The sequence below is a fragment of the Gluconobacter sphaericus genome, assembly GCF_016757795.1.
Lineage (GTDB): Bacteria > Pseudomonadota > Alphaproteobacteria > Acetobacterales > Acetobacteraceae > Gluconobacter > Gluconobacter sphaericus.
This window is the reverse complement of sequence record NZ_CP068419.1, coordinates 2,387,701-2,411,088: the sequence shown is the minus strand read 5'-3', so window position 1 is coordinate 2,411,088 and position 23,388 is coordinate 2,387,701. Positions and strand designations below refer to the sequence as shown.

At 61.0% G+C, this 23,388-nt stretch carries 21 protein-coding genes; 16 read left to right on the top strand and 5 right to left on the bottom strand.

Translation table 11 applies throughout. The features are described from left to right. Window positions 1-164 precede the first annotated feature (164 nt). The 12 genes from IGS75_RS11425 (at window position 165) to IGS75_RS11370 (ending at window position 14,327) form a co-directional block, all read left to right on the top strand. Window positions 165-1,121 (top strand): lysophospholipid acyltransferase family protein, encoded by a 957-nt coding sequence (locus tag IGS75_RS11425; protein WP_141351819.1) that lies wholly within the window; start codon window positions 165-167, stop codon window positions 1,119-1,121. 297 nt (window positions 1,122-1,418) lie between these two features. After that, complete coding sequence (gene miaB, locus IGS75_RS11420; protein ID WP_337249226.1) at window positions 1,419-2,792, top strand: tRNA (N6-isopentenyl adenosine(37)-C2)-methylthiotransferase MiaB; 1,374 nt, start codon at window positions 1,419-1,421, stop codon at window positions 2,790-2,792. Then, entirely contained in the window at window positions 2,786-3,970 is a 1,185-nt protein-coding gene (locus IGS75_RS11415; protein WP_202256888.1) for a PhoH family protein, read from the top strand. The genes miaB and IGS75_RS11415 overlap by 7 nt, the downstream gene beginning before the upstream one ends. After that, window positions 3,939-4,445, top strand: coding sequence for an rRNA maturation RNase YbeY (gene ybeY / locus IGS75_RS11410; RefSeq protein ID WP_202256887.1), 507 nt, complete (start codon window positions 3,939-3,941; stop codon window positions 4,443-4,445). Before IGS75_RS11415 ends, ybeY begins: the two co-directional genes overlap by 32 nt. After that, window positions 4,442-5,389, top strand: coding sequence for a hemolysin family protein (locus IGS75_RS11405; RefSeq protein WP_141351825.1), 948 nt, complete (start codon window positions 4,442-4,444; stop codon window positions 5,387-5,389). Before ybeY ends, IGS75_RS11405 begins: the two co-directional genes overlap by 4 nt. Before the next feature lie 55 nt (window positions 5,390-5,444). Further along, window positions 5,445-6,080 (top strand): thioredoxin domain-containing protein, encoded by a 636-nt coding sequence (locus tag IGS75_RS11400; RefSeq protein WP_202256886.1) that lies wholly within the window; start codon window positions 5,445-5,447, stop codon window positions 6,078-6,080. Continuing rightward, complete coding sequence (locus IGS75_RS11395) at window positions 6,081-6,716, top strand: thioredoxin domain-containing protein (protein ID WP_141351829.1); 636 nt, start codon at window positions 6,081-6,083, stop codon at window positions 6,714-6,716. Window positions 6,717-6,750: 34 nt separating this feature from the next. Further along, window positions 6,751-11,286 carry an AAA family ATPase gene (locus tag IGS75_RS11390; protein ID WP_202256885.1) on the top strand — a complete coding sequence of 1,512 codons (4,536 nt, stop codon included), beginning with the start codon at window positions 6,751-6,753 and terminating at the stop codon, window positions 11,284-11,286. Between the two features lie 112 nt (window positions 11,287-11,398). After that, window positions 11,399-12,085 (top strand): metallophosphoesterase, encoded by a 687-nt coding sequence (locus IGS75_RS11385; protein ID WP_141351833.1) that lies wholly within the window; start codon window positions 11,399-11,401, stop codon window positions 12,083-12,085. Continuing rightward, window positions 12,075-12,431: a chorismate mutase gene (locus IGS75_RS11380; RefSeq protein WP_202256884.1), complete on the top strand. Its 357-nt coding sequence runs from the start codon at window positions 12,075-12,077 to the stop codon at window positions 12,429-12,431. The genes IGS75_RS11385 and IGS75_RS11380 overlap by 11 nt, the downstream gene beginning before the upstream one ends. Further along, window positions 12,431-12,940, top strand: a complete 510-nt coding sequence (locus IGS75_RS11375; RefSeq protein WP_202256883.1) for a SixA phosphatase family protein — start codon at window positions 12,431-12,433, stop codon at window positions 12,938-12,940. Before IGS75_RS11380 ends, IGS75_RS11375 begins: the two co-directional genes overlap by 1 nt. A 91-nt stretch (window positions 12,941-13,031) precedes the next feature. Then, the gene (locus tag IGS75_RS11370; RefSeq protein WP_141351839.1) at window positions 13,032-14,327 is read left to right on the top strand and encodes a citrate synthase; all 1,296 of its coding nucleotides are present in this window, start codon (window positions 13,032-13,034) and stop codon (window positions 14,325-14,327) included. Between the two features lie 16 nt (window positions 14,328-14,343). Here the strand turns inward: IGS75_RS11370 and IGS75_RS11365 are convergent, their stop codons facing one another. Continuing rightward, a complete protein-coding gene (locus tag IGS75_RS11365; RefSeq protein WP_141351841.1) occupies window positions 14,344-14,580 on the bottom strand; it encodes a hypothetical protein in 237 nt (78 codons plus the stop codon). 207 nt (window positions 14,581-14,787) lie between these two features. On the opposite strand from IGS75_RS11365, the gene IGS75_RS11360 reads away from it, so the two are divergent. Then, window positions 14,788-15,534: an orotate phosphoribosyltransferase gene (locus IGS75_RS11360; protein ID WP_141351843.1), complete on the top strand. Its 747-nt coding sequence runs from the start codon at window positions 14,788-14,790 to the stop codon at window positions 15,532-15,534. A gap of 62 nt (window positions 15,535-15,596) precedes the next feature. Next, window positions 15,597-16,379 (top strand): glutamate racemase, encoded by a 783-nt coding sequence (locus IGS75_RS11355; protein ID WP_237469081.1) that lies wholly within the window; start codon window positions 15,597-15,599, stop codon window positions 16,377-16,379. Between the two features lie 43 nt (window positions 16,380-16,422). Here the strand turns inward: IGS75_RS11355 and IGS75_RS11350 are convergent, their stop codons facing one another. Next, window positions 16,423-17,478 carry a polyprenyl synthetase family protein gene (locus IGS75_RS11350; RefSeq protein ID WP_141351847.1) on the bottom strand — a complete coding sequence of 352 codons (1,056 nt, stop codon included), beginning with the start codon at window positions 17,476-17,478 and terminating at the stop codon, window positions 16,423-16,425. A gap of 150 nt (window positions 17,479-17,628) precedes the next feature. Between IGS75_RS11350 and IGS75_RS11345 the strand changes: the two genes are divergently transcribed. Then, window positions 17,629-18,483 (top strand): tRNA1(Val) (adenine(37)-N6)-methyltransferase, encoded by an 855-nt coding sequence (locus tag IGS75_RS11345; protein ID WP_202256882.1) that lies wholly within the window; start codon window positions 17,629-17,631, stop codon window positions 18,481-18,483. A 7-nt stretch (window positions 18,484-18,490) separates the two neighbouring features. On the opposite strand, the gene IGS75_RS11340 is transcribed toward IGS75_RS11345, so the two are convergent. Next, window positions 18,491-19,510 carry a ribonucleotide-diphosphate reductase subunit beta gene (locus IGS75_RS11340; RefSeq protein ID WP_202256881.1) on the bottom strand — a complete coding sequence of 340 codons (1,020 nt, stop codon included), beginning with the start codon at window positions 19,508-19,510 and terminating at the stop codon, window positions 18,491-18,493. A 25-nt stretch (window positions 19,511-19,535) separates the two neighbouring features. After that, a complete protein-coding gene (locus IGS75_RS11335) occupies window positions 19,536-21,389 on the bottom strand; it encodes a ribonucleoside-diphosphate reductase subunit alpha (protein WP_228123687.1) in 1,854 nt (617 codons plus the stop codon). A 461-nt stretch (window positions 21,390-21,850) separates the two neighbouring features. Between IGS75_RS11335 and IGS75_RS11330 the strand changes: the two genes are divergently transcribed. Continuing rightward, complete coding sequence (locus IGS75_RS11330) at window positions 21,851-22,282, top strand: OsmC family protein (protein WP_141351853.1); 432 nt, start codon at window positions 21,851-21,853, stop codon at window positions 22,280-22,282. 23 nt (window positions 22,283-22,305) lie between these two features. On the opposite strand, the gene aroC is transcribed toward IGS75_RS11330, so the two are convergent. After that, window positions 22,306-23,388, bottom strand: coding sequence for a chorismate synthase (gene aroC / locus IGS75_RS11325; RefSeq protein ID WP_141351855.1), 1,083 nt, complete (start codon window positions 23,386-23,388; stop codon window positions 22,306-22,308).

The window sequence follows — 23,388 nt, the reverse complement described above, 5'->3', positions numbered from 1 at the left end:
GCTACCTATCCGAGGAACCTTGCACGGCGCTCTCTGTCAAGTCCTGCCGGACAGGAACGGTCCGGAAAACTGTCCTGCACCGGCGACGCCCGGCAGGCAACCCGACAAACAAGCCAACAAACAAGATTGTGTCCCCCCCGCGAAAACCGTATCACTCAGCACCCATGCCCCATCGTGATGCCAAGACACCGAAGAGCCGACGCGGTCACAACCGTCCCGTCGTGGATGAAAATGCCGCCTTCCCGGCTTTTCAGCCGACAACATCCACATCCTTCTACAGCCGTCTGCGCTGTGCGCTGCGCCTGTCCCTCGTCCTGATCTGGACGTTCTGGACGTGCAGCCTTCAGGCCATTCTGGTGCGTCTGCCCGGGCGGTTAAAAATCATGATGCCGCGCATTTACTGGAGAGGCGTGTGCCGGATTCTGGGCATCAAGACAAAAGTCATCGGCAGCAGCGCGGGTGGCGTGCGGACGGCAAGGGACGTCCGAAACGGCAAACGCCCGGTTGTGTTCGTCGCAAATCACTGTTCCTGGCTGGACATCGCCATTATCGGCAGCGAGCTGCCTGTCGTTTTTGTCGCTAAGGGTGAGGTCGGAAAATGGCCCCTCATCGGCACGGCGTCCCGTTTGGGGCGCAGCATTTTCGTCAGCCGAAACCGTCAGGATACCGGCCGTGAACTTCAGGAAATGGCCGCACATCTGTGGGACGGTGACGACATTGTCCTGTTCCCCGAAGGCACGTCTTCTGACGGCTCGCGCGTTTTGCCTTTCCTGTCGTCGTTTTTCGCCGTTGCCAAACCCGGGCGTCTGGAGAAAGTCGGCCTACCCAAGGCCCCCCCCGTCCTAATCCAGCCCGTTTCCGTCGTTTATGACAGTCTTGAAGGCTTGCCGGTCGGGCGAAGCCGCCGGAATGTCTTTTCATGGTACGGCGACATGGACCTTGCGCCACATCTCTGGTCCTTCGGCCAGTGGCGGACCATGGGGGCATCTCTGATGCTACACGAACCGATCACGCCGGATGCATTTCTCTCCCGTAAGGACCTGTCCCGTGCTACCTTTGAAGCCGTCAACAACGGTGCCGCAGAGCTGCGTCGCGGTCAGCCGAAAGTGACAGAGTCCTGAAAATCTGTGCCAAAACCAGGCTGACAATCAGGTTTATCTTGACTTGAAGCCTGCCCCCGCGTCACCTTCAGAACACGACACGGCAGCAATCCGGTTTTCGTGTCCGGAGGTGGTATTACCCATTCAGGCCCGTCTGATCATCCGTCGGTCCATCGTGTTCGGGACACTGTTCCCCGGAACAGACTTGACCGCGCGGATTCCTGCCCCGATGTGTGTGCCTGATTCTGCCATTCCCGGACCGAGACCTTGACTGCCCCCACTTCCCCAGCCGTGCCTGCCTCTTCCGACACCGCGCCCATTGGACATGCTCCACGCGGCCTCCATGTCATTACATGGGGCTGTCAGATGAATGTCTATGACAGCGCACGCATGGCCGATGTCCTGCGCCCGCTGGGCTATGGACCGGTTGAGCGCCCTGAAGACGCGGACATGGTCATCCTCAACACCTGCCATATCCGCGAACGGGCGACTGAAAAGGTCTTTTCCGAGCTTGGACGTCTACGCAAGATCCGTGACGAACGGATGAGCAATGGGGCTGACCGGACCATCATCGCGGTTGCGGGATGCGTCGCGCAGGCCGAGGGGGAGGTCATCCTCTCCCGCGCACCCTATGTCGATCTGGTTCTCGGTCCGCAGACCTACCACAAGCTGCCCGAAATGGTCGCCCGCGCTGCACGTGCCGGCGGTGCCGTGATCGAGACGGACTTCCCGGTCGAGCAGAAATTCGATTTCCTGCCCACGGAGGCCGCTCCCCAGACGCAGGGTAACCTCACGGCGTTCCTCACCATTCAGGAAGGCTGTGACAAGTTCTGTTCGTTCTGCGTCGTGCCTTACACCCGTGGCGCGGAAACAAGCCGTCCAGTGGCCTCAGTCCTGGCGGAAGCGCGACGGATGGCGGAAAGCGGCGTGCGCGAGATCACACTGCTCGGGCAGAACGTCAACGCCTATCATGGCGATGATGGCAAGGGCGGAAGTGCGACGTTGGCCGGACTGGTCGAACAGCTTGCGCAGATCCCCGGTCTGGGCCGCATCCGCTACATGACGTCCCACCCCCGCGACGTGGACCAGAGCCTGATCGACGCACATCGGGACAATCCCGCTCTCATGCCGTTCCTGCATCTTCCAGTCCAAAGCGGCTCGGACCGGATCCTCAAGGCCATGAACCGTGGTCATACGGCAGCCGAATACCGCGAAAGCGTCCGTAAGCTGCGTGAAGCCCGCCCAGATCTGGCCCTGTCTTCCGATTTCATCGTCGGTCATCCCGGCGAGACGGAAGAGGATTTCGAAGCGACCATGCAGCTCGTGCGCGATATCGGTTTCGCCATGGCCTACAGCTTCAAATATTCCCCCCGTCCCGGCACGCCGGCTGCTGGGCAGCCGATGCAGGTGCCCGAGGACGTGAAGGATCGCCGTCTGGCCGAGTTGCAGGCGCTTCTGCGCGAACAGCAGGACGCCTTCAACGCCGACATGGTCGGGACGGTGCAGGAAATCCTGGTGACGAACCGGGGCCGCAAGCCCGGGCAGATCGCCGGGCGTTCGCCTTACCTCCAGCCTGTTCACTTCGACGGCCCCGATCATCTGATCGGCTCCACCGTCAAGGTCGCCATTACCACACGCCGCACCAATTCCCTAGGCGGCACCCTGATCCGGGAGACAGCCTCCGCTTGCTGACAACGCACCCGACCCGTCCCGTCGCCACCAGCAGTGGCTCCGAAGGCAACCGCACCGTTGCCTTGCGTTTCAACGACAACATCCTCCTCCAGCGCCTGCTGGGAGACCATGACCGACATCTCGTCCGGCTGGAGGAAGGGTTCAACGTCAAGCTGTCCTGTCGTGGCAACAAGATTGCCATTTCCGGCGAAACGGACACGGTCGGACGGGCGCAGGCGGCCATCATCGCGCTGTACAACCAGCTCGAACAGGGCGGCACGATCGATGCCTCGCAGGTCGATGGCGTCATTCGCCTCACCGCCCTACCGAGCCGTCCCGAACGGCCGAGTGATACACGACAAGCCCGTCCGACGGCTTCGCAGGAGCCTCCTCCACGCGGCAATAGCCAGCGCCGCCCGGAAAAAACTAACGGCAAGCAGCAGCCCCTGCCCGCCAGCCCGTTCGGAGGTCTGCCTGCCATCCGGACCAAGCGTGGCGTCATTGCGCCCCGCTCGCATGGTCAGGCTGGCTATATGGAAATGCTGGCTAATACCGATATGGTGTTCGGCATCGGCCCAGCTGGCACGGGCAAGACCTACCTGGCTGTGGCGCAGGCCGTGGGCATGTTGCTCGCAGGACAGGTGGACCGGATTATTCTCTCGCGACCAGCTGTTGAGGCCGGTGAGCGCCTCGGCTTTCTGCCCGGCGACATGCGCGAAAAAATCGACCCCTATCTGCGCCCGCTCTATGACGCCCTGCATGACATGATGCCGGGTGATCAGGTGGTGCGCCGCATGGGGACGGGTGAGATAGAGGTGGCTCCGCTTGCTTTCATGCGCGGACGCACTTTGGCTCATTCCTACGTCATTCTGGACGAAGCCCAGAATACGACCGCAGCCCAGATGAAGATGTTCCTCACCCGTATGGGCGAAGGCACACGCATGGCCATTACGGGCGATCTGAGTCAGATCGACCTGCCGAATGGTGTATCATCCGGTCTGCGCGAAGCCGTCGAGACCCTTGAAGGGATCAAGGGAATCGGCATTACGCGCTTTTCTTCCGAAGATGTGGTGCGCCATCCGCTGGTTGCCCGTATCGTCGATGCCTATGAACAGAAAGCGCCAGCCCCTCGGGACGTGTTCCGGAACAGGCTGCGCCGGGAAAACAATGGAACCTCCAAGTCGACACGCCGGTACTGACATCATCATCGAGGACGCGCGCTGGCGCGCCTCGGTTCCGGGGACGGAGCGTGCAATCCGGCGCGCCCTCGTCGCGGTTGCCCGCCAGGGTGGACCCGACTTCACGCAGTCTCCGGCTCCTTCGATCCTTCTGGCGACAGACCGGATCGTCAAGCGCCTCAATGCGCGTTTCCGGGACAAGAACAAACCCACGAACGTCCTGACGTTCGAGCCGCTCTCCCCCATGCATGGTGGAGACATCGTACTGGGTTACGAGACGGTACGCCGCGAAGCCACGGCGGCCCGGCGCTCGCTGCGGGCGCATCTGTCGCATCTTGTGGTGCACGGCGCGCTGCATCTTGCCGGTTACGATCATCATCATCCTGGCGAGGCCCGGGAAATGGAAGGAATTGAGACCCGTACCCTGCGGTCCCTCGGTTTTGGGGATCCTTGGCGGCAGGGAAACTGGCGGCAGGCTGGGAGTGTCCGGATATGAGCGACGACTCACACGACCGCCCGACCGAAGAATCGGGCAAGAGCCGCCCTTCCCGCGGCCTTTTCGGACTTTTCAACCGCCGCGGGCGTGATCAGGGTCTGCGCGAGTCCATCGCCACCCTCGTTCAGGAAGCCGGACAGCCAACCGAGGATGCGGGCGACGAGCCCGAACTCGACCGGCAGGAACGCGCCCTCATCATGAATGTGCTGCGTCTGCGGGGCATCACGGCGGATGACGTCATGATCCCGCGCGCGGACATCGTCGCCATGCCCGAGGCCCTGCCCTTCAACGAGGCGCTGGACCTAATGCGCCGGGAAAACCATTCCCGTCTTCCGGTCTATCGCGACCAGCTCGATGACATCGCGGGCATGATCCATGTGAAGGACCTGATTGCCTATGTCGGCGATCCGGAAGCCTTCGACATCCGCCCCCTCCTGCGTCAGCCACTGATGATCGCGCCGACCATCCCGGTACTGGACCTGCTGCTGCAGATGCGTCAACGCCGGATGCACATGGCCCTCGTGATCGACGAATATGGCAGCATCGACGGGCTCGTGACGATCGAGGATCTGATCGAAACCATCGTGGGCGATATTTCCGACGAGCATGACGATCCGGTCACAACTATGTGGGTGGAACGGGCGGATGGCTCATTTGATATCGATGCCCGTCTCCCTGTCCGACAGCTTGAGGAGCGGCTTGGTGCCGTGCTGACGGATTCTGAACGCGAGGCCGAGATCGAGACGGTCGGCGGTCTGGTTTTCCGTCTGGCGGAGCACGTCCCAGCCAAGGACGAGGTACTGACCCATGAAAGCGGCCTGGAATTCCGGGTTCTGGATGCAGATGCCCGGCATATCCGTTCCCTGCGTATGCGGGTTCCGGAAAGCTGGGAAAACAAGCCTCTTCCCGCCCTCAAAACGCAGGAAGATGACCGGGGCTCTTGACGGAGGCCTCGGTTCATCGTTCGAGTATCACATCGTTTCCAGCGGAGCCCCACCCATGTCTGCCGACCAGCCTCTCGGCCGCCGTACCCTTCTCGCTTCCGGAATGGCCCTTGTGGCCTGTGCGGCCGTACCGTTCGCACAGGCCGATGACCTACCCGCCAGCAATCCGCGCATGGGGCCCCGCGTCATCGGCTCACCGGATGCAAAGGTGATCGTGGACGAATGGCTCTCACTGACCTGCTCGCACTGCGCCCACTTCGCGCAGGAGATCTTTCCCCAGATCCGCAAGAACCTGATCGATACAGGAAAGATCCGCTACCGCTTCCATGACTTCCCGCTCGATCAGGTCGCCCTGCTGGCGTCCATGGTCTCACGCTCTCTGCCCACCGAACGCTACGAACCCTTCGTGACGGATCTGCTCGACCATCAGGACGAATGGGCCTTCGCTCAAAACATCGACCCCGTGGCTGAGCTGAAGAAGCGCGCAGCGCTGTTCGGCGTGAGTGCTGCCGAATTCGACAAGATCAATGCCGATAATGCTCTGCGTGAGTCCATTATCAACAGGCAAGACCGTGACGGCGCTTTCCTCCAGATCCAGGGCACGCCATATTTCCGCATCAATGATGTTCCCGCACCCACCGTGGTCGGGAGCTATGATGATTTCGCCAAAGCAGTTGCAAAGGCTTCCTGAATGACCCGTCTTTCCCTTTCCCGCCGCTTTTTCGTTTCTGCGGCGCCAGCCCTCGCCGTGGCCGGAACTGCCGCTGGCACGGCCCGCGCCGCCGCTACCGGTTCGAGCGATGCCCGGCTGAGTCCGCGTATCATCGGCAACCCGAATGCCAAGATTCTTGTTCAGGAATGGTTCTCCCTGACCTGTACGCATTGCGCGCATTTTGCGACGGAAGAGTTCCCCAAGGTCAAGGAACAGCTCATCGATACCGGCAAGATCCGCTATCAGTTCCATGATTTCTGCGGCGATCGCGTCGGCCTGACGGCGGCCATGGTGGCCCGCTCTCTGCCGGAAGAGCGCTACGTCCCCTTCCTCGAAGCCCTCTTCTCCAGCCAGATGCAGTGGGCCTTTGCATCAGGTGGTGACCCGATGCAGCGCCTGCAGCAGATGTCTGCCCTCGCCGGCGTTTCGGCTGCTCAGTTCGACGCCATCAGCAAGGACAACGTGTTCGCCGAAGCCCTGTTCAATCAGGTCAAGAAGGATGCGGACACCTACAATATCCAGGGCACGCCGTATTTCCGCTTCAACAACACGCACTACGATCAGGATCCGGAAACCTACGAAAAGTTCGCCGATCTCGTCGCCAAGGCCTCCTGATCCAGAACCGTAGGACCAGTATCTCCATACCCTGATGTCGAGCCGCACCACGACGATCGACCGCCTGAGCATTGGCGGTTTCAAGAGTTTCGCCGATGAGGTGCGTCTCGATATCCTCCCGGGTCTGACGGGGATCATCGGGCCAAACGGCTGCGGCAAGTCCAATGTCGTGGAAGGCCTGCGATGGGCGATGGGCGAGACCTCCGCCCGCGCCCTGCGGGGCGGGGAACTCGACGACCTGATCTTCGCGGGCACGGGCGCACGCTCGGCCCGTAACATCGCTCAGGTCACGCTGCATCTGAGCAACGCCAGCGGACTGGCCCCGTCCCCGTTTCAGGACGCGGACGAGTTGGAAATCAGCCGTCGAGCAGAGCGCGGATCGGGTAGCGAATACCGCATCAACGGACGCGTCATGCGCGCCCGCGACGTCCAGACGCTATTTGCTGATCTGGCATCCGGTGCACGTAGTTCCGCCATCATCAGCCAAAACCGCGTTGGCCAGCTGATCGCGGCCAAACCCGAGGAACGGCGCCTTCTTCTGGAGGAAGCCGCAGGCATCACCGGCCTACATGCCCGCCGCCATGACGCCGAACTCAAACTGCGCCAGACCGAGACGAACCTTTCCCGCGCTGAAGACTTGCGTCTTCAGCTCGAGGAACGGCTGGAAAGCCTTGAAGGCCAGACAGTTCAGGCCCGAAAATACCGTGAGATTTCAGAGAAAATCCGCCAGACAGAAACCGAGCTTCACGTCCTGCTTCATGCCCGCGCCAACCTAGCCGTCCAGCGCAGCCGGGACGATCTGGCAAAAGCACGCGAAGACCTGAAAAAGGCCGAGCAAGCCGCAGAAGCCGCCGCCAAAGCCGAGTTCGAGGCCCGCAGGGCCGCCCCACAGGCACGCGAAGAAACAGATCGTCTTCGCAGCGCTCTGGAGCGGCTGAAAGTCCAGTCTGAAATCCTGAAACAGGATCTCGACCGTGCCCGACAGACCGAATCCGAAACCCGCCTTCGCCTTGAACAGGCCGAAGGAGATCTGTGTCGCAGCGAAGCCAGTCTGACGACGGACCGGGAAGCCCGGCAAAATGCCGCGGAAGAATGTGCAGCTCTTGAAGTTGAGATGATCGCATTACCCGACCTGCGCTCATCCTGCACAGCAGAGTATGAACGTCTCGATGCGCTCGAAAAAGAGCAGGCTCTCGCTCTGGAAAAGGCGACCCGCCTGCGTGATGCTGAAGCCATCCGCAGAGACAGCGTGATGGAAGGGCTGGATGCCCTGACCCTTCGTCTGGATGCGGAAATTGGCGCGCTGAACGCTCTTGAAGCGGAAATCGCGGCATTGGATCATGCAACACCTGATAACAACACACTGGAGACACTGCGTCAGAAGACCGCGTCGATGCAGGAACAGTCGCAGCTCGCCAGCCGTCAGGAACAGGACTGCACGACCGCCTTGCAGGAGGCCCGTCTCAAGGCCGAGTTGGACGGACGGGCTCTGGCTGAAGGCAGAAGCCGCCTCGAAGCGCTTAAGGCCACCGAAGTCGATCTGGCCAGACGCCTTCAGACGACCCAGACCCAGATCACGCAGGACCGTACCACACGCAATGCCGCTCAGGCCGAACTGCTGACCAGAGAAGGAAGAGCAGAGCTTGAGGCAACCCGCGACAGCACGGCACAGGCGTTGACCGAAGCCCGCGACCGCGAGGACCACGCCCGACAGGAACAGGAGCGGCTTGGCGCTCTCTGGCTGGAAGCACGCGCTGCGGCAGAAGAAGGCACACAGCGCCGCAAGACGCTTGTCCGAACCGTTGAACAGGCTCGGCAAGCCCTCGATCAGACGCGACAGAAAGCTCAGTTGGCGGCCACGGCAGAAACAACGGCCCGGGCCGCCCTGGTGCCCGAACAGGCTGTTCAGGATGTCCGTAATACCGTCACGCAGACGGAAGAACGCCTGACGGGTCTGCAAAAAGCCCTCACCGAAGCGGAAGCCACGCTGGCAGAGACGCGTGAACAGGAAGCACAGGCCCGGCAGGCCCTGTCCGCGCTGGAAACGCTCATCCTACGCACAAAAGGCGAATGCGAGGGACTGGAGCAGAGCCTCAACGCCGTTGCCGCCCAGCCCGATCCGCTGGAAGACACGCTGGACCTCCCGGCAGACATGGCCCGCGCCGTCGCGGCAGTGCTGGCAGACGGGCTGGACGCTTCCCTGGCTCCGGACAGTATTCCCGCTGACAGACGTTGGCGGTCTCTTGATCGTCTTGGAAGTGCGGAACTGGCGGGCTGTCGTCCGCTCTCAGACCTTGTTCAGGCCCCTGCGGCGCTTCGACGCTGTCTGGACGCCGCATTCCTTCTTGAGGATCCCAGTGCTGGAGCGAACCTGCAGAAAACCCTCCAGCCGGGACAGGTTCTGGTCTGCCGTAGCGGCGCACTCTGGCGCTGGGATGGATTTACCCGTTCCGCCGATGCGCCGGATGCCGGAGCCGCCCGGCTGGAGCAGCGACGCCGTCTGACGGAAACCTATGCTCTGCTTCAGTCCCATCAGGCCGATCAGCCCCGCCTGAGCAAGGCCTGCACCACAGCCATCGAGGCACGCGAACGCGCCGAAATCACCCTTACGGCCCTGCGTCGCGACCGCACAGCGCTGGAGCCTCAGCTTGCCGAAGCCAGGACCGTGGCATCGCGGATCGAGCAGAAAGCGGCTCTGGCCCGCACCCAGTGGGAACAGGCCGTAGATCGCCTGAAGGACGCCGAGGCTGCACTGGACACCGCCCAGTGTGCGACCACGCAGGCCGAAGCCGAACTGGAAGCCCATCCCGCTCCCGACGACCTGTTACTGAAAGCACAGACCAGCGCTCAGGACTCTGAAAACGCCCGCACTGCACTGCGAGACGCCAGCAGCAGGCTCCAGACTGCGCGGAGTGCCGCGGATACTGCAGCACGCGCCCTGGATCAGGCCCTTCTGCGGCACGACAGTACGCTCACCCGCCTGCGGGATCTGGACGAAGGACTGAGGCGGCTTGAGCAGGAACACGAGCGTCTGACGGCCCAACATGTCGCACTCCAGCAGCAGGACAGCCGGCCCGATATCCCCGCACTGGAAGCCTCTGCCCAGGCCTCACAGCAGGTTTTCGATCAGGCACGTTCCTCTGCCGAGGCGGCATCGCAGGCAGCACGGGAAAGCCGCAACAATGCTGCCCACCTGACGCGAGAGCTTCAGGCGCTCGACCAGTCCGCCGCAACGGCCCTCGCCCGACGCTCGGCGCTGGAGCCACGTCAGCGGGAGCTGCAGGAGCTGGTCACCCGCTTGCGCGAAGATCATACCAGACGAACAGCCGAACTGACCGAGAGGCCGGATCCTGCGATTCTGGAACAGGCAGTTGTGGACGCCACGGCGCCCCTTCACGAAACCCGCCATCTCCTGGAAGCCGCCCGGACCGAAAGCGCCCGCCTGTCTCTTGAAGACGTCCGTCTGACCGGCGCGCTGGTTGCGGTCCGCGCCCAGCTTGAAGCACTCAGCACCCGGATCGCGGGGGAAGAAGCCAGTCTTGCATATCTCCGCAACCGGCGGGACGAGTTGCGGGACAGCTTTCAGACACACAGCGCAATGCCTGCCGAGCTGGAACGGAAACTCTCCGGTCACGATCAGACCCTGACGGACGCCCAAAACACCTATGACGCGGCACGCGCCCGAGACGAAGCGGCGGGTGCCGCAGGGCTGGAAGCGCAGGAGCAGCGCCGCAACGCCGACCTGGCACTGGCGGCGGGCCGGGAAGCCATCGCACGCCTGACCGAGCGTGCCGAACAGGCCATGGTCGCCCGCGAGCGACTGCTGGCCGACAGCGAGCCTCCCGAAGGCGGCTCACAGGGCACTTCCTATCCGTCCGACCTTTCCGAACAGGCCGAAACCTCAACCCGTCGTCGCCTTTCCCGCCTGACCCGCGAGCGTGAAGACCTGGGCGCGGTCAACCTACGGGCCGAAGCCGAATTCGAGGAAGCACGCGAAACGGCCGATACCATCGCTCGCGAGCATGCCGAACTGACGGCAGCCATCAACAGGCTGCGCGGGGGGATTGGGACGATCAACCGCGAAGGACGCGAACGCCTGCTGGCGGTCTTCTCGGAAGTGGACCGACATTTCCAGTCCCTGTTCGCACGCATGTTTGGCGGCGGACGCGCACATCTGGGCATGGTGGGCAGCGATGATCCACTGGAAGCCGGGCTTGAGATTTTCGCCCAGCCTCCAGGCAAGAAGCTCTCGACGTTGTCCCTGCTCTCGGGTGGCGAACAGGCCCTGACTGCGCTTTCACTGATTTTCGCGACCTTCCGCTGTAACCCAGCCCCCATCTGCGTGCTTGATGAAGTCGATGCGCCGCTGGATGACGCGAATGTCGAGCGTTTCTGCTCCCTGCTGTCTGACATGACGAAAGAAGCCGGCACACGCTTCCTGGTCGTGACGCATCATCAGCTGACAATGGCGCACATGGATCGTCTTTATGGTGTCACGATGCAGGAGCGTGGTGTAAGCCGGGTTCTGTCAGTCGATCTGGGGCGTGCCGCAGCACTTGTGGACGGATGAGGTCAATTTTCTCAAACAGATAAATTGACGTTGGACCGTTCTGGCCCTTTGATAGAAGGAAAACCAGAAAGCACGCGCCATCTTCGTTGATCCACCCCTTCCCGCCCCCATCATGATGCGAATCCGTGAACACGGCATCCGCGTGGTTGGAGACGTGCATGGTGATTTCAACGCTTTCCGTCATGCCACCGCAACCGAGCGTTTTGTCATCCAGCTCGGAGACCTCGTTGATCACGGTCCCGACAGCGCCGGCGTGATGGAGCTGATGCTCGAACTTCTGGAGCAGCAGCGTGGGCTGTTCATTCTCGGCAACCACGACCGCAAGCTCGGCCGCGCCCTCGAAGGCAGGCGCTTGAGGCGCGATCCACCGCTTGAGGAAACGCTGCGCCAGATTTCGCTTCCAGAATACGAAGGGCTTCCCGAGCGCATATACATGGCCATCGATCAGGCGCCGACATGGCTGCGGATCGGCCGCTCCCTATTCGTGCATGGCGGATTTCATACGGCCATGCTTTCCCATTCCCCGGTGCCGGGTTTGGGCGAGATGTCTGCGCCTCTGTCCCGCGCCCTTTTTGGTGAAACCACCGGCCGGATGCAGCCGGATGGCTATCCCGAACGCCGCCTGACCTGGATCAACCGCATCCCCGAAGGGATGACGGTTTATGTCGGCCATGACCGCCGCTCGACCGACGGACGCCCCTGGCGCCGGACGGGACGCCTGGGGGGTACGGCCGTCTTCACCGATCTCGGTGCCGGAAAAGGCGGCCATCTTGCATGGATTGATCTGAATGAGCCCTGACCCCTCCAATACACCTCACACATCCAAGTCGGCCGCCTCCGATCCTGCCCTGGCCGAACTCGAACGCCTGCGCGCGAGTATAGACAACATCGACGCCGCCCTGATTCACATGCTGGCAGAACGCTTCCGCTGCACGCAGGAAGTTGGCAAGCTCAAAGCCCGCGCCCATCTCCCGCCGGCTGACCCGTCCCGGGAGACGCGCCAGATCGAACGCCTGCGCCAGCTTGCCCGCGATGCCCATCTGGATCCGGATTTCGCCGAGAAGTTCCTGGCCTTCGTCATCCGTGAAGTCATCCGCCATCACGAAGCCATCGCTGCAGACGCCCGCCGGACATCGGAAGGCTGATGCGCTGCCTCCTGCTTCTGCGCCACGCCGAAGCAGTTTCCCATCTCCTGACGGCGAAGAGCGACAGTGCCCGTGCGCTTACACCGAAGGGGCAAGAGCAGGCTGCCAGCATTGGCAGACAGCTTTCCACACTGGATCTACCTTCCCCCATCCGGGTCCTGTGCAGCCCTGCCATCCGCACCCGGCAGACCACGCAGGGCGTTCTTGCCGCTTCTGGAACGGCCGCATCACTCGAAATCGAAGAGAGTCTGTATTCCGCAACGGCTGACGATCTTTACAACCTCATTTATGCCACGCCAGAAACCGTCGAAACCCTGCTGATCGTCGGCCATAACCCAACCATCGGCGAGTTCGCCTGCGATCTTCTCGGGCCAGCCCTTCAGAGCGCCCGGTTTTCCGCGCTCTATCGATCTTATCCGCTGGCTGGCCTGACGGTTCTGGGCGTTCAGGGGCAGTGGCTGGATGTTCGTCCGTCCACGATCCAGCCTATTACGCTTATCCAACCCTGAAAGAGCGTCCAGAGGGCTTCTCTGGACATAAAAAACCTTTCGGAGATAAAACAGCACAACATCCTTACATTTCAGGCGGGTTATCAACTACATGTCCGAAAATCGTTCCGTAACCTTTGGTCTCGATGGCCTCAGCCGTCAGTTTCCAGTTCTGGAAGGAACGATCGGTCCGGATGTCGTGGACATGCGCGCTCTGTCCCAGAAAACGGGCGTCTTCTCCTTCGATCCTGGGCTGGGCAGTACCGCGACCTGCACCAGCGCCATCAGCTATATCGATGGCGACAAAGGCGTCCTGCTGCATCGTGGCTATCCGATCAAAGACCTGGCCCTCAACGCCAGCTTTACCGAGACGGCCTATCTGCTGCTTTATGGTGAGCTTCCGACCGCCGCGCAGTATCAGGCGTTCCGTACGGATATGAACACCCACCGGCTACTGAACGAGCAGATCCGGAATTTCTTCAACGGCTTCCGCCGAGATGCGCATCCCATGGCGATCCTGTGCGGAACAGTCGGCGCGCTTTCGGCCTTCTATCATGACGGGCTGGACATTTCAGAACCCAAAGCCCGGGACCTCTCGGCCCGTCGCCTGATCGCCAAGGTCCCGACCATCGCAGCCTGGGCCTATAAATATTCCATCGGCGAGCCCTTCATCTATCCCGATGAAGAAATGTCGTTCTCCGAGAACTTCCTGCACATGCTGTTTGCCCGCCCCGGAAACCATTACCGGGTCAATCCCGTACTGGCCCGCGCGATGGACCGCATCCTTCTCCTACATGCCGATCACGAGCAGAATGCCTCCACGACGACCGTCCGCCTCGTGGGCTCGACCGGTGCGAACCCCTATGCCTGTATCGCAGCTGGCATTGCCGCCCTGTGGGGGCCTGCGCATGGCGGCGCCAACGAGGCCGCACTCAGCATGCTGGAAACCATCGGTACCCGCGACGGTATTCCGGCCTTCCTCAGCGAGGTCAAAAACCGCAATTCCGGCGTGCGCCTGATGGGCTTTGGCCATCGTGTCTACAAAAACTTCGATCCACGCGCGAAGATCCTTCAGGCAACCTGCCACGAAGTCATCGAGGAACTCGGCCTTAAGCGCGATCCACTACTGGATCTGGCGATGGAACTGGAGCGCGTGGCCATGGAGGACGACTATTTCGTCAGCCGCCGTCTTTATCCAAATGTGGATTTCTATTCCGGACTGATCCTCAAGGCCCTCGGAATTCCCAAGAGTATGTTCACCGTTCTGTTCGCGGTCGCTCGGACAGTCGGCTGGATCAGTCAGTGGAAGGAAATGATCGAGGAACCGTCCGTGCGCATCAGCCGCCCGAGACAGCTCTATATCGGTGCAGCGGAACGGAGTTTCGTCCCCATGAGCGAGAGGCGCTGAAGCGCCTCCGCAACATTCAGCAGTCGCAGCCCGGAGTCTCGCCACGAGCCTGACGAACGACATGATGGTCGATCCATTCGGCCACGAGGCGACGTGCTTCCTTCACAGAAGCTTCGGGATGGTGGATGCGATACAGCGTTGTGCAGGCCGCAAAGGCCTGCATGTCCGGCTGCCCGACTTCACGCAGTTCCTGATAGGCCGTTACAACAGCGCGTTCGCATTTCCGGCCGATCCGACTGGTCTCTATGCTCACTTCTGTTCCTGCCGTAAATGAGAATGAATATCGATATCTCTCCCTAGAACTCCGGACGCTCCCATGCAAGCACGAAGATCGATGGGACCGGTGACACTGACAGGCAGCAGATAAAATTCACACACCCCGGAAGGGGAACATATTGCCCCTACCCTTCCCGGCAACAGCCCGGTAAACCACGAGAAAACGACGTCAGCGGAGACAAGCATGACCCAGTTCGCCGAAAGCCCGATGGCGGGCCGCACCCAGTGGGACCGTGACGCGGCCCTCACCACGGCCCGTATCCTGCTTGAGATCAAGGCCATAAACTTCCGCCCGGAAGACCCCTACACCCTGACGTCCGGCTGGAAGTCCCCGGTCTATATCGACTGCCGCAAGATCATTTTCTTCCCACGCGCCCGCACCAAAATCATGGAACTGGCTGTTGAGAAGATCGGCCGTCACATCGGCTATGAAAGCATTGACGCCGTCGTGGGTGGCGAGACCGCCGGTATCCCGTTCGCCGCCTGGATTGCGGACCGGATGATGACCCCAATGGCCTATGTCCGCAAAAAGCCGAAGGGCTTCGGCCGCAATGCGCAGATCGAAGGCGACGTGCCCGAAGGCATGCGCACCCTGCTGGTCGAGGACCTGACGACGGACGGCGCATCCAAGATCCGATTCGCCAATGCCCTGCGCGATGCAGGCGCCATCGTGAACCACACCTTCGTTGTGTTCTTTTATGGCGTCTTCCCGGGCGCCCATAAGACACTGGCAGACATGGACATCTCGCTCCATTCGCTCTGCACCTGGTGGGACGTTCTGGAAGCCTGTGCAGGCGGCGACTACTTCTCCGAAAAGGACAGCGCCGAAGTCCGCCGCTTCCTGGAAGATCCCTGCGGCTGGTCCAAAAAGCATGGCGGCGTGAGCAGCGCGGAAGAAGCGCTGGCTCTCAAGGCCAAAGCCGAAGCCTGATGGACACTGGCGCATCCGTGCCAGCCGGCCGGAGTCTGGTTTTTGACTCCGGCATTGGCGGGATGGGTGTCGTGCAGGCCCTGCGCGACCTCCTCCCCGCCCTGCATATCGATTATCTCGCCGACACGGCTCTCTTCCCGTATGGCGAACAGCCTGACGATCTGCTGACCTCCCGGATCGTCAGCCTTCTGGTTGCCGCCTGCGAGCGCCTACAACCCGACATTCTGGTTATTGCCTGCAACACCGCCAGCACAATTGCCCTGCCTGCCTTGCGGCAGCGCCTGAACATTCCCGTAGTCGGCTGCGTGCCACCGATCCGCTGGGCCGGCCGCGTCTCGACAAGCCGGGTCATCGGTCTGTTATCGACATCAGCCACGGCGCGACGCCCTTACATCCTCCGGCTTCATCAGGATTTTGCTCCCGACTGCCGCCTGATCACTCATGGTGCACGCCAACTGGCGGATCTGGCAGAGCGCGCCTTTCTGGGTGAGGCCATCGCGGATTCAGACGTACAATACGAACTGACCTGCCTCTTCAGTCAGCCCCATGGCGGCGAGATCGACACTGTAGGCCTGGGCTGCACGCATTACACATTTTTGATGGACGCTTTCGAGCGCCTGTCTCCCCCCGGCATCACCTGGCTGGACCCGGCCCCGGCCGTCGCACGGCAGGTCCGAACAATCCTTCAGGAGGCATCCTGCTCCTCAGCAACATCCCGCCCCGGCAGACTTCTGATGACCCGCGCACCACAGAACGCCGCAAGACTGGAAGGGGCAGCGCAAAAACTTGGTTTTTCGCAATGGGATGTGTTTTCAGTTCCCGCACCAGGCATGGCGGAAGCCTGAAAAAACGCCCTGTCCACTCAGGAGCAGGGCGTTTCAAAGTGTATCAGCGTGCGCGATCGACGGTGTACTGGACCGTCTCCGTCATAAGGCGCCGCAGTTCACTATCGGGAAAAATCGACAACGCATCCACAGCCTCTGCGGCATAAGCCTGCGCACGGGCGATCGTCGTTGCAATGGCACCCGTCTTCTCTATCAGGGCCAGGGCATGCGGCAGATCGGCTTCCGTCTGCTCGCCCTTTTCAATGACTCGTTCCCAAAAAGCGCGATCTTCGGGAGAGCCGGATTCATAGGCAGCTAGAACCGGCAGCGTGATCTTGCCTTCACGCATGTCGTCGCCAATCGTCTTGCCCAGAACCTGCTGGTCGGCGGCATAATCCAGCGCATCGTCAACAAGCTGGAACGCCATGCCCAGATTAGTGCCGAAACGGTCCAACGCCACTTCTTCCGCTTCCGGACGATCCGCGACAACCGCGCCAACCCGACAAGCCGCCGCGAACAGGGCAGCCGTCTTGCCGTGGATGACTTCAAGATAACGATCGACCGGTGTGGACAGGTCGTTCTGCGTCACCATCTGCAGAACTTCACCTTCGGCAATGGTTGCCGACGCGTCGGACAGAATTGCCATAACCTTGAGCGACCCGTCCGCTGTCATCAGCTGGAACGACCGCGCAAACAGAAAGTCCCCTACCAGAACGGAGGCCTTGTTGCCGAAGACGGCATTGGCCGACGCCAGACCACGACGCAGATTGCTCTCATCGACCACGTCATCGTGAAGCAGCGTTGCTGTATGGATGAACTCCACGCAGGCCGCCAGCCCGACATGACGCTGATTTTCGGGAGTCGACTGATAGCCACACAAGCGGGAGGCAGCGAGCGTCAGCAATGGCCGCAGACGCTTGCCACCAGCCGCGACAAGATGGGCGCCAAGCTGTGGAATGAGCGGAACCGGGCTCTCCATCCGCGCAATGATCGCACGGTTGCAGGCCTGCATGTCCTGTTCCAGGTAGGCGGACAGAGCGGAAAGGGCGCTCTCGCCCCCTGCATCCCTGACCACAGCTTTCTCAACGGTCGCAGAAACGTCCGGTGCGGCAGAATCCAAGGGTCATTACTCCAGTTCCCGCAGCGGACCCGGAGACTGGCCCAGGACCGCACGGGCACGATATGATGTGGCGTGGCCCCGTTCTTTCTCTCCCATCGCAGGAAGAACGAACGGACCATGTAACGCCGGACGACAGGTTGGGAAGATCATATGAGCGGCAGCAGGAAGACGGTCAACCCATTGCCCCGCCCGAAGTCCCTTACCGCTCCCCTATCTGCCCCTCCTACCCCCGCCAGGGAAGAGGGTTTCCTACTGGGCGGGCGTGTGCGCTACGATCAGTTCACCAAAGGCTACAGGACCGGGCTTGAGCCTGTCCTCATGGCGGCCTCGATCCCCGCAAAACCTGGCGAAACGGTACTGGAAGGAGGATGCGGCGCAGGGGCTGCCCTGCTTTGCCTCTCGGCGCGCATTCCGGGGGTGCATGGAGTCGGCCTGGAGTCCGATCCCGAAACACAGGCACTGGCCGAACAGAATATCCGCAATAACCAGCTTTTGGAGAATACCCCGAAACTCCGGATCCTTCAGGCCCATCTGCCGGCTATCCCCCGGAGCCTGCGTGCTCTCACCCCTACAGCGAACGGCCGCTTCCATCACGTCATGGCCAACCCACCATGGCACAGCCCTTCCGGGACACCCTCGCCTGACAACCGACGCCGTCTGGCACTGAGCGCGGAAACGACCACGCCGGAAGACTGGATCTGCGCTATGACGAAATGGGTGCTTCCGGGCGGGACACTGACATTTATGCTCTCCGCTGCCGTTGCGGACCGGGCGTGTCAGACATTGCTGGAAAATGGATGTGGTTCGATCCAGCTCTATCCCTTCTGGCCCCGTCATGGACGTGAAGCAAAGCTGGTTCTGGTCCGCGCGGTGCATGGAGGCCGCGGGATTTTCCGGTTGCGAGCCGGGCTGGTCCTGCATGAGGCAGATGGCCGCTTCACTGCCGCGGCCGAGCGCGTCCTGCGTGACGGAGAAGCCCTGCCCGAAAGCGAAGCTTCTCCTTGAGCAGGTCTTAGCTGAAGACGTTGCCTTCGAACGCTTCTTCCCATGTCCCGGACGTAGACGCACGAGAGTATTCGGTCGAGCGGTTCTCGAAGAAATTTGCGTGCTCGACGGCATTCAGCATGTCGTCGATCCACGGCAGCGGGTTGCTTTCCTGCCCATAAACCGGGTCCAGGCCCAGCTGCGTCAGACGACGGTCAGCAATGAAGCGGATGTACTTCTTCACGTCGTCAGAGGACATGCCTTCAACCGGCCCCATCTCGAAGCACAGATCAATAAACGCATCTTCATGCTCAACCGTGGTGCGGCAGATCTGCGTCAGTTCCTCACGGAAATCCGGCGTCCAGATTTCGCTGTTTTCGCGGACGAAGGTACGGAACAGGCGGATCATGGACAGGCAGTGCAGCGTCTCGTCACGCACCGACCAGGACACGATCTGTCCCATGCCCTTGAGCTTGTTGAAGCGCGGGAAGTTCAGCAAGATCGCGAAGGACGCAAAAAGCTGAAGCCCTTCCATGAATGCCCCGAAGGCCGCCATGGTCTTGGCGATTTCACGCTTGTTGTCGATGTTAAACGACTGCATGAAATCGTATTTGTCCTTCATCTCCTTGTATTTCAGGAAGGCCGAATACTCGGTCTCGGGCATTCCGATGGTGTCAAGGAGATGGGAATACGCGGCGATGTGAATCGTCTCGATATTCGAGAACGCGGACAGCATCATCAGCACTTCGGTCGGTTTAAAGACCTGACTGTAATACTTCATGTACGCGGAGTTCACCTCCACGTCCGACTGCGTGAAGAAGCGGAAGATCTGCGTCACGAGATGACGCTCAGCTTCCGTCAGCGTCCGGTGCCAGTCCTTCACATCATCTGCCAGCGGCACTTCCTCAGGCAGCCAGTGAACGCGCTGCTGGGTCAGCCAGGCATCATAGGCCCAAGGATAGCGGAACGGCTTGTAGACCGGATTGGCGGTCATCAGGTCGAAATGCTGTTCGTCCGGCGTGCCGGAGATCGGGGTGGTGTCGCTCATGATCGCGTCCTTTCAAATCCCGCCATTACTGGCAGGACAGGCACTCTTCGTAATCGCCGCTGCTCATTTCGCCGCGCGGGGCGGCCTGAGCCGTGGCTTCGTATTTTTCGTCTTCCAGAATGTCGCTCTTTACCGCCAGCGTGGACACCGCATCGGCGCGCTGCACGGACAGGGAGCGGCAGTAATAGAGAGACTTCAGGCCCTTCTTCCAGGCCTGAAAATGGATCTGATGCAGGTCACGCTTGTGCACGTCAGCGGGCAGGAACAGATTGACCGACTGCGCCTGACAGATGAACGGCGCACGATCGGCGGCATGCTCCACAACCCAGCGCTGGTCGAGCTCGAACGCCGTCTTGAACACGTCCTTCTCATCCTGCGTCAGGAAATCGAGATTCTGCACCGAGCCCTTGTTCAGCGTAATCGCCGACCAGACTTCGTCCGTGTCCTGCCCACGCTCTTCCAGAATTTTCTTCAGGTGGCGGTTGCGCACCGAGAACGAGCCCGACAACGTTTTCTGCAGGAACACGTTCGCACTGATCGGCTCAATGCCCGGGCTGGCATTGCCCGTGATGATGGAGATCGAGGCCGTCGGCGCAATGGCAAGCTTGTGCGAGAAGCGCTCCATAAAGCCGTATTCGGCGGCATCCGGGCACGGCCCGCGCAATTCTGCCAGATGCTTCGATGCAGCATCGGCCTGCTTGCGGATATGTTCAAAAATCTTCCGGTTCCAGACCTTCGCCATCACAGACTCGAACGGGATCATCCGGGCCTGCAGAAAGGAATGGAACCCCATCACGCCCAGACCGACCGAACGCTCGCGGGCAGCCGCGTATTTAGCACGCGCCATATCATCCGGTGCGCGGTCGATGAAGTCCTGCAGCACATTGTCGAGGAACAGCATGACGTCCTCGATGAACTGCGGGTCATCCTTCCACTCGTCCCAGGTCTCAAGATTGAGCGAGGACAGGCAGCACACGGCTGTCCGGTTCTTGCCATGATGGTCAATACCGGTCGGCAGCGTAATCTCGGCGCAGAGATTGGAGGTCTTCACTTCCAGCCCAGCCAGCTTGTGATGCTCCGGACGGGCGCGGTTCACATGATCGGAATAGATGATGTAGGGCTCGCCCTGCTCCATCCGCGCCGTCAGGATCCGAATCCACAGACCCCGCGCCGACACCTTGCGGATCGTGCTGTGATCCTTCGGAGAGAGCAGCGCCCATTCTTCGTCCGCCTCGACCGCACGCATGAACGCATCCGTCACGAGCACACCGTGATGGAGGTTCAGCGCCTTGCGGTTCGGATCACCGCCCGTCGGACGGCGCATCTCGACGAATTCTTCCACTTCCGGATGCCAGACCGGCAGATACACGGCTGCCGAGCCACGACGGAGCGAGCCCTGCGAAATCGCAAGCGTCAGGCTGTCCATAACGCGGATGAAGGGAATGACACCGGACGTCTTGCCGTTACGGCCAATATTTTCGCCGATGGAGCGCAGATTGCCCCAGTACGACCCGATGCCGCCGCCCTTGGACGCCAGCCAGACATTCTCGTTCCACAGCCCCACGATTCCCGAAAGGCTGTCTTCAGCCTCGTTCAGGAAGCAGGAAATTGGAAGACCGCGCTCAGTGCCTCCATTGGACAGAACGGGTGTGGCGGGCATGAACCAGTGGCGGGAAATATAGTCGTAAATCCGCTGCGCATGACCCGCATCCGCGCCGTAATAAGACGCCACACGCGCGAAAAGCGACTGATAGTCCTCGCCCGGCAGCAGATAACGATTGTTCAGCGTGGCCTTACCGAAATCCGTCAGCAAAGAATCGCGCGAACGATCCACACGCACGGCGTGATGACCCGGAAGCTGCACAACATCATCGAACATGTCCGCGGAATCGGCATCACCCGGAAGCGGTGCTTCACCGATGGGATGGTTGAGCGGCGAATGCACGTCATGCGGTCGGTCGGACTGATCGGGCACGTCCATCGTCACGTCATGAAGGGTCATTCGCTCTCTCCGCAGGGCATCTATTTTCGAAATCTTGAGCACTCATTTCCATCACTCCGAACCCGACCGCAAGCACGAAGTTCGCTTGCAAAATCGGCAGAGCTGTGAATTGGACCTATCCCATATCTAGGGAGAGAATTCGTTAATGCCCCTAGATATAGTAGCAACCGCAGAAAACCGCCCCTAAGCATTGTTATCCCAAGAGTTTTCCCCCGGAGCATTTTCCCGGTGTGTGATACCGGTCACAGGATTGGGAAATTTCGTGAACATCACGTCGGGCAACGATCCACGCAACACCACGTTTGGGGATCCAAGCCCACAAAACGAAAGAGCCCATTATGACCATCAAAAAAACAGCCTCAGCCCACTGGACCGGCGGCCTCAAAGACGGCAAAGGCACGATTTCCACCCAGAGCGGCGCTCTGCACGATCAGCCTTACGGCTTCAATACCCGCTTCGAAGACAAGCCCGGCACGAACCCCGAAGAACTGCTTGGTGCGGCCCATGCCGGGTGTTTCACGATGGCGCTGTCCATGATGCTGGAACAGGCTGGCTTCAAGGCCGAATCACTGGAAACGAAAGCGACCATCTCACTGGACAAGTCCGGCGAAGGCTTTGCCATCACCCAGTCTCACCTCACCGTGCGTGGCAAGGTTCCGGGCGCGTCTGAAACGCAGTTTCTCGACATTGCGAACAAAGCCAAAGCGGGGTGCCCGCTGTCGCAGGTCATCAAGGCAAACATTACGCTGGATGCCACCCTCGAACACTGAAACGTCGCTTGTACTGGCGGGGCCTAACGGCCCCAGCCACATTGCGCGTGATCACGCAGAAGATGATCGGCCAGCACACAGGCCATCATCGCTTCGGCCACGGGAACAGCCCGGATGCCGATGCACGGATCATGCCGCCCCTTGGTCATCACTTCAACAGACTCACCCTCGCGCGTGATGCTGGGAACGGGTGTGAGAATCGAACTGGTCGGCTTGATCGCAAAACGCGCCACGATGGGCTGTCCTGTGGAAATACCACCCAGAATGCCGCCGGCATGGTTTGATGCGAATTGCGGCCCAGGCGAAATCGGATCGGCGTTCTGTTCGCCGCGAAGGGCGGCCACGGCAAAACCGTCCCCAATCTCGACACCCTTGACCCCATTAATACCCATCATGGCACCGGCGAGATCAGCATCAAGCTTGCCATAGACCGGCGCACCGAGTCCGGCAGGTAGACCTTCCGCCACAACTTCGACAGTTGCCCCGATCGACGATCCATCTTTGCGGATGGAGTCGAGAAGAGCTTCCCATGGCCCCACGGATTCCGCATCCGGGCACCACAGTGGGTTGCGCTCGACCTCATTCCAGTCCCAGCGGGCAGGATTGATGGTCTGGCCACCGATTCCCGTCAGGGCGGCACGGATCTTCACGCCCTCCCCTACCAGCGTTTTGAGCAGTACGCGCGCCACGGCCCCTGCTGCAACCCGCATGGCCGTCTCACGCGCTGAAGAACGTCCACCCCCACGATAATCGCGGATGCCGTATTTCATGTCATAGGCGATGTCAGCATGACCGGGACGATAGCGGGTTGCGATATCACCGTAATCCTTCGACCGCTGATCGGTATTCTCGATCATCAGCGAAATGGGTGTTCCGGTCGTCTGCCCTTCAAACACGCCTGAGAGGATCCGGACCTGATCCGGCTCCCGGCGCTGCGTGGTAAAGCGGGACTGCCCCGGCCGACGGCGGTCGAGCCAGGGCTGGATGTCCTGCTCGGACAGCTTCAGGCGGGGTGGAGAGCCATCAATGACGCAGCCGATCGCCGGTCCGTGACTTTCCCCCCAGGTAGTAACGCGAAAAAGATTCCCGAAGCTGTTGTCCGACAT